Source organism: Methyloceanibacter methanicus (genome assembly GCF_001723285.1).
Classification (GTDB): Bacteria; Pseudomonadota; Alphaproteobacteria; order Rhizobiales; family Methyloligellaceae; genus Methyloceanibacter; species Methyloceanibacter methanicus.
In genome coordinates this window covers 358110-370177 of record NZ_LPWG01000010.1, presented here as the reverse complement: position 1 = coordinate 370177, position 12068 = coordinate 358110, and the positions used below count along the sequence as shown (strand labels likewise).

Annotated in this window: 15 protein-coding genes, 2 tRNA genes and 2 pseudogenes; 6 read left to right on the top strand and 13 right to left on the bottom strand. The window is 64.2% G+C overall.

Annotation, left to right across the window (positions count from 1 at the left end; all coding sequences use genetic code 11):
- Nucleotides 1-164: 164 nt before the first annotated feature.
- The 5 genes from AUC68_RS06735 to infA all read right to left on the bottom strand — a co-directional run bounded on the left by AUC68_RS06735 (nt 165) and on the right by infA (nt 2665).
- On the bottom strand, nt 165-1001 hold the full coding sequence (locus AUC68_RS06735) for an AbiJ-NTD4 domain-containing protein (RefSeq protein WP_141701127.1): 837 nt from the start codon (nt 999-1001) through the stop codon (nt 165-167).
- Between the two features lie 218 nt (nt 1002-1219).
- Nucleotides 1220-1295: transfer RNA gene (locus AUC68_RS06730), tRNA-Phe, on the bottom strand.
- 191 nt (nt 1296-1486) lie between these two features.
- Nucleotides 1487-1699, bottom strand: coding sequence for a DNA gyrase inhibitor YacG (locus AUC68_RS06725; RefSeq protein WP_204376976.1), 213 nt, complete (start codon nt 1697-1699; stop codon nt 1487-1489).
- Nucleotides 1696-2487, bottom strand: a complete 792-nt coding sequence (locus AUC68_RS06720) for a Maf-like protein (protein WP_083240491.1) — start codon at nt 2485-2487, stop codon at nt 1696-1698. Before AUC68_RS06720 ends, AUC68_RS06725 begins: the two co-directional genes overlap by 4 nt.
- Nucleotides 2447-2665, bottom strand: coding sequence for a translation initiation factor IF-1 (infA, locus tag AUC68_RS06715; protein ID WP_045365920.1), 219 nt, complete (start codon nt 2663-2665; stop codon nt 2447-2449). The genes AUC68_RS06720 and infA overlap by 41 nt, the downstream gene beginning before the upstream one ends.
- A gap of 77 nt (nt 2666-2742) precedes the next feature.
- On the opposite strand from infA, the gene AUC68_RS15740 reads away from it, so the two are divergent.
- Entirely contained in the window at nt 2743-3501 is a 759-nt protein-coding gene (locus tag AUC68_RS15740; protein ID WP_158008254.1) for a DUF3303 domain-containing protein, read from the top strand.
- A gap of 73 nt (nt 3502-3574) precedes the next feature.
- On the opposite strand, the gene AUC68_RS06705 is transcribed toward AUC68_RS15740, so the two are convergent.
- The 7 genes and pseudogenes from AUC68_RS06705 to AUC68_RS16940 all read right to left on the bottom strand — a co-directional run bounded on the left by AUC68_RS06705 (nt 3575) and on the right by AUC68_RS16940 (nt 8521).
- Nucleotides 3575-4030 carry a hypothetical protein gene (locus AUC68_RS06705; RefSeq protein WP_141701126.1) on the bottom strand — a complete coding sequence of 152 codons (456 nt, stop codon included), beginning with the start codon at nt 4028-4030 and terminating at the stop codon, nt 3575-3577.
- Between the two features lie 85 nt (nt 4031-4115).
- Nucleotides 4116-4568: an arsenate-mycothiol transferase ArsC gene (locus tag AUC68_RS06700; protein ID WP_083240489.1), complete on the bottom strand. Its 453-nt coding sequence runs from the start codon at nt 4566-4568 to the stop codon at nt 4116-4118.
- Nucleotides 4569-4572: 4 nt separating this feature from the next.
- Complete coding sequence (locus AUC68_RS06695) at nt 4573-5076, bottom strand: UPF0262 family protein (RefSeq protein WP_069436900.1); 504 nt, start codon at nt 5074-5076, stop codon at nt 4573-4575.
- Between the two features lie 2 nt (nt 5077-5078).
- Nucleotides 5079-6374, bottom strand: a complete 1296-nt coding sequence (gene hisD / locus AUC68_RS06690) for a histidinol dehydrogenase (protein WP_158008253.1) — start codon at nt 6372-6374, stop codon at nt 5079-5081.
- Between the two features lie 7 nt (nt 6375-6381).
- Nucleotides 6382-6884: pseudogene (locus tag AUC68_RS15735) on the bottom strand (DUF2948 family protein).
- 86 nt (nt 6885-6970) lie between these two features.
- Nucleotides 6971-8260: a UDP-N-acetylglucosamine 1-carboxyvinyltransferase gene (murA, locus tag AUC68_RS06680; RefSeq protein WP_069436898.1), complete on the bottom strand. Its 1290-nt coding sequence runs from the start codon at nt 8258-8260 to the stop codon at nt 6971-6973.
- Between the two features lie 93 nt (nt 8261-8353).
- Nucleotides 8354-8521 carry a hypothetical protein gene (locus AUC68_RS16940; protein ID WP_193407076.1) on the bottom strand — a complete coding sequence of 56 codons (168 nt, stop codon included), beginning with the start codon at nt 8519-8521 and terminating at the stop codon, nt 8354-8356.
- A 246-nt stretch (nt 8522-8767) separates the two neighbouring features.
- Between AUC68_RS16940 and AUC68_RS06670 the strand changes: the two genes are divergently transcribed.
- Both AUC68_RS06670 and AUC68_RS17620 read left to right on the top strand, forming a co-directional pair.
- Nucleotides 8768-8842, top strand: a tRNA-Thr gene (locus AUC68_RS06670).
- A 351-nt stretch (nt 8843-9193) separates the two neighbouring features.
- A complete protein-coding gene (locus AUC68_RS17620; RefSeq protein ID WP_069436896.1) occupies nt 9194-9535 on the top strand; it encodes a hypothetical protein in 342 nt (113 codons plus the stop codon).
- A 214-nt stretch (nt 9536-9749) separates the two neighbouring features.
- Here AUC68_RS17620 and AUC68_RS18630 read toward each other — a convergent pair.
- Nucleotides 9750-10019, bottom strand: a pseudogene (locus AUC68_RS18630) (class I SAM-dependent methyltransferase); the annotation flags it as partial.
- Nucleotides 10020-10539: 520 nt separating this feature from the next.
- On the opposite strand from AUC68_RS18630, the gene AUC68_RS06660 reads away from it, so the two are divergent.
- The 3 genes from AUC68_RS06660 (at nt 10540) to AUC68_RS06650 (ending at nt 12049) form a co-directional block, all read left to right on the top strand.
- Entirely contained in the window at nt 10540-10782 is a 243-nt protein-coding gene (locus tag AUC68_RS06660; RefSeq protein ID WP_141701124.1) for a hypothetical protein, read from the top strand.
- Nucleotides 10783-10967: 185 nt separating this feature from the next.
- Nucleotides 10968-11552 carry an A1S_2505 family phage non-structural protein gene (locus AUC68_RS16935; RefSeq protein WP_069436894.1) on the top strand — a complete coding sequence of 195 codons (585 nt, stop codon included), beginning with the start codon at nt 10968-10970 and terminating at the stop codon, nt 11550-11552.
- A 278-nt stretch (nt 11553-11830) separates the two neighbouring features.
- On the top strand, nt 11831-12049 hold the full coding sequence (locus tag AUC68_RS06650; RefSeq protein WP_069436893.1) for a hypothetical protein: 219 nt from the start codon (nt 11831-11833) through the stop codon (nt 12047-12049).
- Nucleotides 12050-12068: the final 19 nt, after the last annotated feature.

The following is a 12068-nucleotide window of genomic DNA, read 5'->3' as shown; positions in this document are numbered from 1 at the left end:
CGGCGCAACGGGACAGAAGGGATTGTCGGGAAGAGAGGGGGCTGGTGCCCAGGGGCGGGGCCTAAGTTTTCTTATATTTCAATATGTTAGAAGTGACCCCACCTTCGAACTCGTCCCGTTGTATTCCAATAGGTTAAACGTGGCGCTGACCCCACCATCCATTCTCACTTTGCAGAGATTTTCTCGACGGCATAGCTGACGAAGGCAGAGCAGACCACGATCATGAATTTGGCCAGTGCCGGATCCACTCCAATGCCCGTCTTCATAGCGTGGCGGATTCCGTCGCCATCGCTCGTGTAGCCATAAAGTTGATTGAGCGCGCCGGCTAGAGCCGGATGTAGATCATAGACTTGGCCAAGGTCCTTGATCGCGGCTCCGGTCTTGGTCTTTGATGAGTGGTCGCGCGCTACCGCTTCGACTGCCGAGATGGCCTCCTTGATGGCATTGCGGTAGTCGGGGCTGGCTCGATCAGAATACAGCTCCAGCGCGGTCCTGATGTGTTCTCTCGCTACAGCGTACCCATCCGGCACCGCCAACGCGTCATCTATCGCATCCAACTCAGCCTTGTCAGTGATCGGCGTAACTATTCCGTCGATCAATCGGTAGCCCGCCCCATTCACTTCAAGTACGCCATTAATATCTGCGATGAGCTGGTCTCTCGTGCTCCTCGGCAAATGTCGGGCGGCCTCAGGCTGAGCAGCAAATTCGATCAGATCGTACAGGTGGAACCATTTGCAGGTTCGGATGATATTTTTGAGCTTCTGCCTTTCCTGAGGCAGATCATCCTTAATCTCATCTATCGGTCGTCGTAGGAACGAATGGTGTAGCAATTGTAGGAACGACTTCACGTCCCCATTGTCCTCGACCCAGTAGTAGGCATCCGGCAAATAGTGCAGCGCGATGACGTTCCAAAGGTTGTTGCGGAGCCCCTCATCAGCCGCCTCCACTTGAAGTGCTGTTCGAGCCTGTACATAGCCGTGACGCTCTGAGAACCGTGACATGCGTCGCCTGAAACTCCATTCAAAATACTACATGGTCGCTACCCGCTGTGAGCATGTCGCACGCAGCCGCTGTCAACAACGTGAAATTGTGCTCGGGAACGCTGCCAGGGTGTGATTCCGGTCGGAGCCGAACAAATCAATGCCTTGGAAGCTCAGAGGCCTCAAAAATTGACCCCACCTTGATTCTAAACCATTGATTTATAAGTGAAAAATATGGGTGGTGCCCAGGGGCGGATTCGAACCACCGACACGCGGATTTTCAGTCCGCTGCTCTACCAACTGAGCTACCTGGGCAAGCCTCATGTCAGGCTGGGCGCGACGGGCCGCTTGGCGGACAAGATCGCGCAAGGCTCTCGCTAACAAGGCTCTCGCTAACAAGGCTCTCGCTAACAAGGCCCTCGCTAACAAGGCCCTGGCTTATAGGCAATCGGCTGGGCTCTGTCGAGACCCGACGGAGCGTGTTTTGCGCCCGCGACAAGCCGGGCCTATTCGTTCTCCCAATCGGCCGGCGGCTCGGGATGGCCCTCCCCGGCCGGCTCTCCCGGAACGGCGTAGCCGCCTTTGAGCCACCGCCCGAGATCGATTTCCGCGCAGCGTTTGGAGCAGAAGGGCCGGTGGGCTTCGACGGACGGCTTGCGGCAGATCGGGCACCGCGAAATGGCCTTCGGCGCCGGGCTTCCCTCGCCGCCGGTGCTCACTCGGCTTCCACCTCGGCCTTGGCGAGCCAGAGCAGTGCGACGGGATAGCCCTCGCCCGCCAGAAGACTGACCGTCTCGGTCAACGGCAGGCCCACCACATTGGTGTAGGAGCCGATCAGCTTGACCACGAAGGCGCCGGCAATGCCCTGAATGGCATAACCGCCGGCTTTGCCGCGCCATTCGCCGCTTGCGAGATAGGCGCCGATCTCCTGGTCGGAAATATTGCGGAACCGCACGCGCGTCTCGACCACGCGCTCGCGCCAGCGCCCCTCGGGCGTCACCATGGTCACCGCCGTGTAGACGCGGTGCGCGCGGCCGCGCAGGAGCCGCAACATGTCGGCGGCCTCGTTCTCCAACTCCGCCTTGCCGAGAACGCGTCGCCCGACCGCGACGACCGTGTCGGCGGCGATCAAGAAGCATTTTGCGAGTTCCGGATCGTTCTTGACGAGCTTCAACGCGGCCTCGGCCTTGGCCTTGGCGAGCCGCCGGACGATCTGGCGCGGCACCTCGCCCTTCGAGACGCTCTCGTCGACCGAGGCGGGCCGCAGGGCGTCCGGCGCGATGCCGGCCTGTTCGAGCAGCTGCAGCCGGCGCGGCGATGCGGAGGCAAGCACCAGCTTCGGCCGGAAGCTGGACCCGGGCTTTTGCGCGCGCCGGCGCGTCGGCCGCTTCGGCGCTTTGGTCTTGCCGGGGACCGCAAGCGCAGGCTCGGCCGCAGCGGGTGTGCTCCGCTTCAGCCCGAGCTTGCTACTTAAACCGGTAAGTGATCCGACCTTTAGTGAGATCATAGGGGGTCATCTCGACCAAAACTTTGTCACCAGCAAGCACCCTGATCCGGTTCTTGCGCATACGTCCCGCCGTGTGGGCGATAATCTCGTGTTCGTTCTCGAGTTTCACCCTGAATGTGGCGTTCGGGAGGAGTTCGGTGACCACCCCCGGAAATTCGAGCATTTCTTCCTTCGCCATAAGGCTCCTTCCGCATCTTATGAGTGCCGCGGAGAATGGTCGGGTGGACGCCTAAAATCAAGGCCATTCCCGGTTTTATGGCGCGGACCGGCATCCCTGCGCAGACCCACCGTGGTGCCATCGAGACTGTCCGGGTGGACCCGCCCTCAAGCAGGAAGCTGTCGCTGGTACGCGGCAAGTCGTTGTCACAGACGATCGCTCCCGTGGGCGGCGTGATGGGAATGGGCGTGCCCGGGAAGGCGCTGCAATCCGTCGTCGCCTGTGCCCGCGCCGCGGTTGGGACGGCGACAGGCGCAAAAAAGGAAGGTCGAGGCCAGGGCCGTGCCGAGCAGGAATGCAACATCGACCGGCTATGGAGCCGCCGATATTCTTTGCGTTTCTGCCCCATCCCGCGTGCACTGGCAGCCCGAAGCACACCCCCGGGCGCTCGGAGCCGGCGGGAAACGCCGTCCCTTCAATACGATGTCGCAAAGCGGCGCTTATCTTCGCCTAAGATCGTCGTCAAAGACGCGGCGATCGATCGCGCGCTCAGCCAGGGGCTGGACCACATCGAGGAGACAACAATGCTGTTCATGTGCCACGTGACGATGGACCCGAGCGACCGCGACGAAAGCATTGGGCGTTTCATGGAGGACGGGGTCCCCGATGTCCCGGGCGTCACGCTGAAGGGGGTCTGGATTTCGCTCATGCAGCAGGAGACGTTCATCCTGATCGAATCGGACAGCCCCGAGGCGATCGCGACGCTGTTCGAACCTTGGACCGATCTCAATGTGCATGACCTTGTCCCCGTCATGGACCTCGAAGCCTTGAAGAAGTTTCTGGAGGCCAAGGGCTAGGGAGCCGGGAGATTGGGAGGCCGACGATCCGGCAACAAGGATGGGCGCCGCGGCCAGGCGTGCGCCCGTGGAGCTACGGTTTGATCGGAGGCGATCCCCCGGCCCGGGTGCCAGTGGCCCGAGCCGCGCCGTTCTGCGCCCGCCCCTGGGGAACGGACGCCGCATCGTCCCAATGCATCTGCGCCTCCATCGCCGCGTGCACGTCTTGTGCCGACTCGCGTAGCACCGCGTCGAAGCGTTCGAGATCTCCGACAACGCCCTTGGCCATGTCCACATAGGTCTGATGAACAAGAAGCAGCCGCCGGCGCAACTCGTTGTTCAGCGCCCGATAGGCGGCTGTTTCCTGCTCCTGCGCCGCAAGCCGTGTGCGCAATTCGTTACGTTCCGCCACCAGTTTTTGGATCGCGGCCGCGCCCGCGAGCGCGGCGCTCTCCACCGCCTGGTCGGTCGACAGTTCCATTCGCTGCGGATAGGGGGACTGCTGGCTGGCGCCGTTTACGGGTGAGACTTCGTTCATCGTCCGGTCCAATCGTTACGCGGGGACCAGGGAAAAACTGCCAGGGCGCCAAGCCGTTCCCGACTCCGTCAAAGAATCTGCAGGGGCCTGCCGCCTTCTAGACGCCGGCGGCGCCTTGCACCGGGAATTCCGCTTTGATACTCGCGAAGAGGCGGTCGCGGACCCCGCGATAGGCGTCGAGGATCATGTCGCGCGAGCCCGTCGTCAGCGTGGGGTCTGGCGTCGGCCAATACACCACGTCAACGGCGTAGCCCTGTGCCAGTTCCAGCGCCTTGTGCTGGGCTTCCGGCGCCAGGGTGACGATGAGATCGAAGCCGAGGTCGTGCAGATCGTCGATCGCGCGCGGCACGTGGTCCGAAATGTCGATGCCGATCTCGTCCATCACCGCGATGGCGAAGGGATCGGGCTCGCCGGGGCGCACGCCTGCGGATTCCACGTAGATCCGCCGTCCGGCGAGATGGCGCAACAGCGCGGCGGCCATGGGCGAGCGAATGGCGTTGCTGGCGCATGCGAAGAGGACGGCGCCAGGCAGATCGCCGCCTGCGCTCAACGGCTCAGCCCTTCCAGTGCAGGGCGCAAAGGAGCGTGAACAGACGCCTGGCCGTGGCGATGTCCACCGTGACCTTGCCCTTGAGCCGCTCCATCAAGAGGTGGCTCCCTTCGTCGTGCAGGCCCCGGCGCCCCATATCGATGGCCTCGATCTTGGAGGCGGGCTGGGTCTTGATGGCCGCGTAGTAGCTGTCGCAGATCAGGAAGTAGTCCTTCACGATGCGGCGGAACGGCGACAGGGACAGCATGATCTGCTGGAGCGGAACGCCGTCCTCGTCGGAAATGGCGAAGACCAGCCGATTGTCGGCAAGCGACAGGTGCAACCTATATGGCCCCTCCTGCCCGTCGACATCGAGATCGAAATTGTTTTTCTCCAGAAGGTCGAAGATCGCGACCTCGCGCTCGTGTTCGACCTCCAGGCTGTCGCGGCCGAGCGAGGCCTCGTCCAACGTCACGGCGATCAGGCGCGCCGTTTCGGGAAAGGAGATGTCTTCGTCCGTCTCGGTCATGATCAATCCGGGAGGTTGAGCCGGATGCCGACGGACCGCCGGTGCGCGTCCAGCCCTTCGGCCCGCGCGAGCGTCATGGCCGCGGGCCCGAGCGTCTTGAGGCTTTCGGCGTCCAGCTTCAGCAAGGACGTGCGCTTCATGAAATCCGAGACGCCGAGGCCCGAGGCGTATCGGGCGCTCCGCGCGGTCGGAAGCACGTGATTGGTCCCCGCGACGTAGTCGCCGATCACCTCCGGCGTATAGCGGCCGATGAAGATCGCGCCCGCATCCCGGACCTTGGCCGCGAGGGCGTCCGCATTCTCCGTGGCAATCTCGAGATGCTCCGGTGCGAGCCGGTCGGACAGCGCGGGCGCCTCGTCGAGGCTGCGACCAGGATCACCGCGCCGAAGTCCTCCCAGCTGCGCGCGCGGTGTCGGCGCGCGGAAGCGTCCTGAGCTGCGCCTCCACCGCGTCGGCGACCTCGCCGGCGAAGCCTCGTCATCGGTAATGAGAATGGATTGCGCCGCGGTATCGTGCTCGGCTTGCGCCAACAGATCGCTGGCGATCCAGGCCGGGTCGTTTTCCCTGTCGGCGATGACCACGACCTCCGACGGTCCGGCGACCATATCGATGCCGACCTGCCCGAAGACCTGCCGCTTGGCGGCGGCCACATAGGCGTTTGCCGGGCCCACGATCGTGGACACCGGGCGGATCGTTTCGGTGCCGAACGCGAGCGCGGCGATGGCCTGGGCGCCGCCCACCCGGTAGATCTCGTCGACGCCCGCAAGGTCCGCCGCGACCAGCACCAGCGGATTGAGTTCCCCGCGCGGCGACGGCACGACCATGACCAGCCGCGCGACGCCGGCGACCTTCGCCGGGACGGCATTCATCAGAACCGAGCTCGGATAGCTGGCCGTCCCGCCCGGCACGTAAAGGCCCGCCGAGGCGACCGCGGTCCAGCGCTGGCCGAGCTCCACGCCGCTCGCATCGATATAGCTCTCACTGGCCGGGACCTGCCGGCTGTGATGATCGAGAATGCGGGCGTGGGCGATCTTCAAGGCCTCGACCGTCTCGTCGTCGACGGCGGCACGCGCGGCCGCGATATCCGCCTCCGAGACCGCGATGCCGGCTTCGCGAAGATCGAGGTGGTCGAATTTCAGCGTGAAGTCGATCAGCGCCTCGTCACCGCGGGCGCGAACGTCGGCGATGATCGCGGCGACGGCGTCATTCACATCGGCGGACGACTCGCGCTTCATGCCGAGCAACGCGTCGAACCGGGCCGCAAAGTCTGCCGCGCGCGTATCGAGGGTCTGCACCATGAAGCCCTCAAGCGTCCGCGGCTTCGGAGCCGTTCGAGTTGGAGCCGGCCGGCGCCTTTGCATCCGTCTCACGCTCGCCAGCGCCGGGATGTTCGGGCTTGTTGCGCGTGCGCCAAGCGGGACCCAGGTCGCGCATCTCCGCCTCGATGCACTCGACATCGAGCTGCACGGTCGCATCGCCCGCGAAGTAGAGCACGACCTTGCCGCCGGGGGCCTCACCCGCCTCGAAAGAGATGGCAAGCAGCGACAGCACGCGATCCTTGTCCGACGGGGCGAAATCCTTGTGCCGGGCGCGAGAACCCGGTCGAACCGCAGCGCCGTCCGGAGCCGGCGGTAGCGCTCGCCGTCGCGATCCGCGGTCTGCCAATCGAACCGGTTGACGACCGCCGCGAACCGCTTCTGCGACGGCAGGTAGGTCATATCGCCGACCCGGACAACCGCGTCCTGGAGTTGGGAGGACACGACTTGAAGGTCCTCCTCGTCGAGTGCGAGCAGTTTAAGCGTCGTCATAGGAAGAAATCACCGGTAAGAGCATAATTGACTTGGACCTACCATGCTTTCGGTCCGGTCAGGAAGACCTTCCGGAAACCAGGCGCCTAGCCGGCGATCCGGTCGATCTGCGCCCCGCATTTGCGCAGTTTTTCTTCCAGACGGTCGAAACCCCGATCCAAATGGTAGACCCGGCCGATCGTGGTCTCCCCTTGCGCCGCCAGCCCCGCAATGATGAGCGAGACGGAGGCGCGCAGGTCGGTGGCCATGACCGGTGCGCCGCGGAGCCCGTTCACGCCATGGACCAGCGCCGTGTCGCCCCGGAGATCGATGCGGGCGCCGAGCCGCGCCAATTCCTGCACATGCATGAACCGGTTCTCGAAAATGGTCTCACGCACCTCGGAGACGCCTTTCGCCGTGCACATCAACGCCATGAGCTGGGCCTGAAGATCGGTCGGGAAGCCGGGAAACGGTTGGGTTTCCACGGAGACGGGCTCGAGCCCATGGCCGTTTCGCGACACGCGAATCCCGCCGGGTTCTTCGAACACGTCGACACCCGTGGCGCGCAGGGCCACGAGCGCTTCCTGGAGGAGTTCGGGGCGCGCGCCTTCCAGAAAGACATCGCCGCCTGTGATCGCCGCCGCCATGGCATAGGTGCCCGTCTCGATCCGGTCGGGCAGCACCTGATGTTCGGCTCCATGGAGCGAGGTCACGCCTTGAATCCGCAATGTCGACGTGCCGATCCCCTCGACCTTGGCGCCCATCTCCACGAGGCAGGTGGCGAGATCGCCCACCTCCGGTTCGCGGGCCGCGTTCACGATCTCGGTGTCGCCCTCTGCCAGGACCGCCGCCATCAGTGCGTTGTGGGTCGCGCCCACGGAGACCTTTTCCAGCTCGATCCGGTTGCCCTTCAGACCTTTGGGCGCCTTGGCGATGACATAGCCGGCATCCAGCTCGATATCGGCACCCAGCGCCTCGAGGGCCACGAGATGAAGATCGACGGGCCGCGTCCCGATGGCACAGCCGCCCGGCAGGGAGACCTTGGCCTCGCCGCAGCGTGCCAGGATCGGCGCCAGGACCCAAAAGCTTGCGCGCATCCGCGCGACCATCTCGTACGGTGCTGTGGTATCGACGATTTCGGCGGCCGTCAGCTTGTAGGTCTGGCCGTCGTTGAAGTTCTGGCCGGCGCGTTTGCCGGCGATGGTCACGTCGACCCCGTGATTGCCGAGAATGCGCGACAGCAGGGCCACGTCGGCCAGGCGCGGCATGCCATGAAGCGTCAGCGTCTCGTTGGTGAGAAGGCTCGCGATCATCAGCGGCAGCGCGGCATTCTTCGCACCGCTGATCGGAATGGTGCCTTCGAGCCGTTCGCCGCCCACAATGCGGATACGATCCATAACGCGTTACTCCCTCAGACGCGTCCCGCGCCCCGTTTCCCCTGTACCGCCGCCATAGGCTATGCGGCAAGAGGCCAGTCTAGCCTGTCCGCTTCACCCCTGTCGCCCTTCTTCGGGCGGCTTCGGGGCGGACCGTTTGGCCCGTGTGTTCTCTTTGCGTTTCAACAAGTTGGACCGCAGCGCCTGGGCCAGCCGCTCCTTGCGTGCATCGCTCGCAGATGTATTGCCTGATTTCGCCGCGCGCTTGTCTTTTTCGGCCATCTCGCCATCCATCCGGCTCGCCGGAGCCTGCGCTCTTTACCCTATTGCTTTGACGGCTGTAAGAGCCGGGCAATCCTTGCGTCGTCAAGCCCGCTATGGCAGTTTGCGCGCCGCACCGGGACGGGGCAATGCGTTGAGTCTTGAATGGAACGGCTCCTCGGATCAGCCCGCCCGCTCGCGGACCCACAGGTCAAACACGATCCGCACGATCACAAGACAGGTCCCTGTCTCCCGGATCCAAGGAACGCCGCCGTAGCTCAGTGGTAGAGCGCGTCATTGGTAATGACGAGGTCGACAGTTCGATCCTGTCCGGCGGCACCAGGTCTCAATAGGCATTTCTGAGGCGCCGGGCGTGCGCGATCTCCCCTGCGAGGTGGATAGCGGCGAAGGGCTCGTCACAATACGGGCCCGACTTTGTGATCGTGTGTCGCGAGGTTCGAGAGCGCGCCCAACCCTCAAGGAGTGCACCCCCATGATCATCCGGCTCAGTGCGGCGACGGTCCTTGTGGCCGCCCTCTTCGGCACGTGGCTTCCATCGGCGACCGTCGAAGCGGCGCCGCTGCCGGTCCTGGCAGGCGACACGGCGGCCGAACTGACAACGCTGGTCGGCCACGGGCGCGCCGGCCGCGGCGGTGGGTCCGGGGGGCCGCCACGCGGGCGGCGGACACGGCGGTGGGGGGTAAGCACGCCCGTGGCGGGGGAGGCGGCGGCGGAAAGAAAGCCCACGGCGGCGGGGGCGGCGGAAAGAGGGCCCATGGCGGCGGCGGCGGCAAACACGCGAAGCCAAGCCGAGGACACGGCGGCGGGAAGAAATCCGCCCAGAAGCGCAGCAAATACAGCCACTACGCCCGGCGCAAACGCCCGTCGCATTATCGTTATTTCCGTGGCTATCCGCGGCCCTATTTCGGCTATGGATATTATTCCGGCGGCTGCGGCTGGCTCTACCGCCGGGCCGTCGCCACCGGCAGCCGCTATTGGTGGAACCGCTACTATGCGTGCGTGGGCTACTACTAGCCGCCGCGTTGCCCGACCGCGTGCCGCACCGGGACCGTTTGCGGGGGGCTAGCGCGCGGGTTTCTGGAGCGCGACGTCGTAAAGCGCGTCCGGACTGAAGGCGAAAAGGGCGAACGGCCATTTGTGTTCCAGCACGAAGTCCGTCACAGCCCTGTGGACGCCGTACGCCCCAGCTCGGCGTCGATATGAGCAAAATCGTTGAGACGAGGAAGCCCCCGGGCTTGACCTTCGCCGCAGCCGCATTGGCATCCCGCAAAGCCGCCTCGTAAGAGTGGTCCGCGTCGATATAGATCCAATCGAAATACGCGTCCGTGAACGAGGCCACGACCTCGTGACTCATCCCGCAATGACGGGTGACGAAGTCGCCGCCGAGGTCTTGCGCGTCGAACAGGGTGTAGTCGATGTCGACGAGATGGAGTTCCTTGGGTGCGGTCCGCTCCACGATCGCCCGGGCAAAATCGCCCCGCTGGGTTCCAACCTCCATGACGACGCCGTTTTTCGGCAGATGGTCAAGCAGGTCGTATCGCGACCGGCAGCAACGGCAATTCTCGACGAGACCCGGCGGCAAGGGCCGCGATCGCGCGTTGCGCCCCACGGACCCGGCAACCCGATAGGCCGTTCTGATCCAGCGTGGGGAGGCCATGTGCGCCCTGATGCGCCATCGCGCCAACGTTTCGCGCACGCCCTGCATCAGGTGTTTTCCTTGGGGATCAGACGCTCTTGCGGGGTTGCAGCCCCAGAGGAGCATACCAGAGGGACATGGTTGAATTCGACGGGCGCCAACGGCACGGGAGTTCGTATTGCCGTATGCGTCCGACTCGAACAACTAGTAGGTAATTGTGCTTTTGCAGTCAATTTTCGGTCACTGGATCGCGTCAGGTCGCTGCGACCCGCGGCGCCGCAGCCTCGTCCCTTCGCCCGTGACTCGCCACTAGCACAGGGAAGCATGCGGCACCGTCCTGTGCTAGGCTCGACGCAGGCGAGGACAGGGAGGAAACCGAGCCATGAGAGTCATCACAGCATTCTCGATCTTCATTATGGTTGCTTTTGCCGCGACAGTGACATTCGAAGCGCCGGTGGACGCCCGGCCGAGAGTGGCGAAGAATGTCGGCAAGGGCTTCAACAAGGCGACGCGGGGCGTGTACCGCGGCGTGCGGGGGGCGACCCGAAGCGTGTACAACGGTGCGCGTTGGGGCACGCGCGCCCTTTGGGTCGGCACGGGAGTCGGCGCCGGCGCGCGGCCATGACGCGGAACTGCAACTACTATTACAACCGCTACCGCGAGACGCGGGCTGCCAAGTGGCGCAACAAATACAACGCGTGCATTCGTTAACGTAGACGCGTCCCGGCCAACGGGACGCGTTCCACCCTTCAAAGGAGACCATCGTTATGCACATGGACCGGCCCGTGTTTGTGTTCGGCTCCGATCTTGATGGACGCCACGAGGCGGGCGATGCGCTGGAAGCGCTGCGAAACCGCGGCGCCGTGTTCGGCCAAGGCCGGGCTGCAAGGCAATGCCTATGCGATCCCGACACGGAGCAAATCCGCCGAGCCCCGGAAGCGCCATGAGATCGCCGAGAGTATCGCCGAGTTTCTGGACTTCACTAGGACGCGTCCTTGGGCGCTGTTCGAGGTCGCGCCGATCGCTTGCGGCCTTGCGGGATACAGCGAAGAGGATATCGCGCCGATGTTCGCCGGCGCACCGCACAACGTGACGCTGCCGAAGGCCTCGAACGGATCTTGGCTGCGAGGCTTCCGGCGACATGTCCCGAGGACGCCCCTCATGAGACGACCGACACGCTTGCACAGGCTTGGTGCGATTCTGCTCTGCGGGGCAGTCGGCGTGGCGGGAACGCCCGCTTTGGCCGAGAAGAAGAAAGCAGGCGAGACGTACGCCGTCCAGAAGAAGAACAAGCGCGCGGCGGCCAAGGATTGCCGGAAGGGCCCGGTGCCGCCGTTTATGCGCAACCCGCGCTTCATGAACCGCGGTTTTCTCAACAAGCAGTGTCCGAGTTAGGCCGCGCGAGGCCGTACACGGATTGAAAAAGCCAGGATGACCGCCCGCGACCCGAAGGACGGCGGCGTGTTCCGGCTGCCCCGGCACCCAGATTAAATCTTGGCAACGTCACGCCGCCTCTCCGCGCGGCGGGACGCTAACCTCCTCTAAAGAAAGACTTAACTCTAGCGCCCGCTTGTTGGCCACGGCGCGCGGTCACGATGCGATTGCTATTGAATGTTCCATGACAATCACGATGTCTAACGGCACGGGGGACATGAATCGCGGAGGATTCGAGAATGACAAGCGAGAGGTCCCACTACCGTGGCTACGAGATCCGGCTACGTCAGGAATGGTCCAACTGGTGTGCGAATATCTTGCCCACGCGGGACGACCTTCCGATGCTGGCCATGTCCCAATTGCGGACGCTCTCGTCGAGCCCTGAAGAGGCGTTGGCAGCCGCCAAGCAAAACGTCGACGAATATCTTGGAACGGAATCCGAGCGGCAGGTGGCCTAGCGGCCTGCTATCTTTCCGC

Bases quoted from the DNA above. Each gene is read 5' to 3' on its own strand.
- murA (WP_069436898.1), bottom strand. From the start codon at position 8,260: ATGGATCGTATCCGCATTGTGGGCGGCGAACGGCTCGAAGGCACCATT.
- AUC68_RS16940 (WP_193407076.1), bottom strand. From the start codon at position 8,521: ATGGCCGAAAAAGACAAGCGCGCGGCGAAATCAGGCAATACATCTGCG.
- hisD (WP_158008253.1), bottom strand. From the start codon at position 6,374: ATGGTGCAGACCCTCGATACGCGCGCGGCAGACTTTGCGGCCCGGTTC.
- AUC68_RS06695 (WP_069436900.1), bottom strand. From the start codon at position 5,076: ATGACCGAGACGGACGAAGACATCTCCTTTCCCGAAACGGCGCGCCTG.
- infA (WP_045365920.1), bottom strand. From the start codon at position 2,665: ATGGCGAAGGAAGAAATGCTCGAATTTCCGGGGGTGGTCACCGAACTC.
- AUC68_RS16935 (WP_069436894.1), top strand. From the start codon at position 10,968: ATGGACGCCACGAGGCGGGCGATGCGCTGGAAGCGCTGCGAAACCGCG.
- AUC68_RS06660 (WP_141701124.1), top strand. From the start codon at position 10,540: ATGAGAGTCATCACAGCATTCTCGATCTTCATTATGGTTGCTTTTGCC.
- AUC68_RS06735 (WP_141701127.1), bottom strand. From the start codon at position 1,001: ATGTCACGGTTCTCAGAGCGTCACGGCTATGTACAGGCTCGAACAGCA.
- AUC68_RS15740 (WP_158008254.1), top strand. From the start codon at position 2,743: ATGGCGCGGACCGGCATCCCTGCGCAGACCCACCGTGGTGCCATCGAG.
- AUC68_RS06650 (WP_069436893.1), top strand. From the start codon at position 11,831: ATGACAAGCGAGAGGTCCCACTACCGTGGCTACGAGATCCGGCTACGT.
- AUC68_RS06720 (WP_083240491.1), bottom strand. From the start codon at position 2,487: ATGATCTCACTAAAGGTCGGATCACTTACCGGTTTAAGTAGCAAGCTC.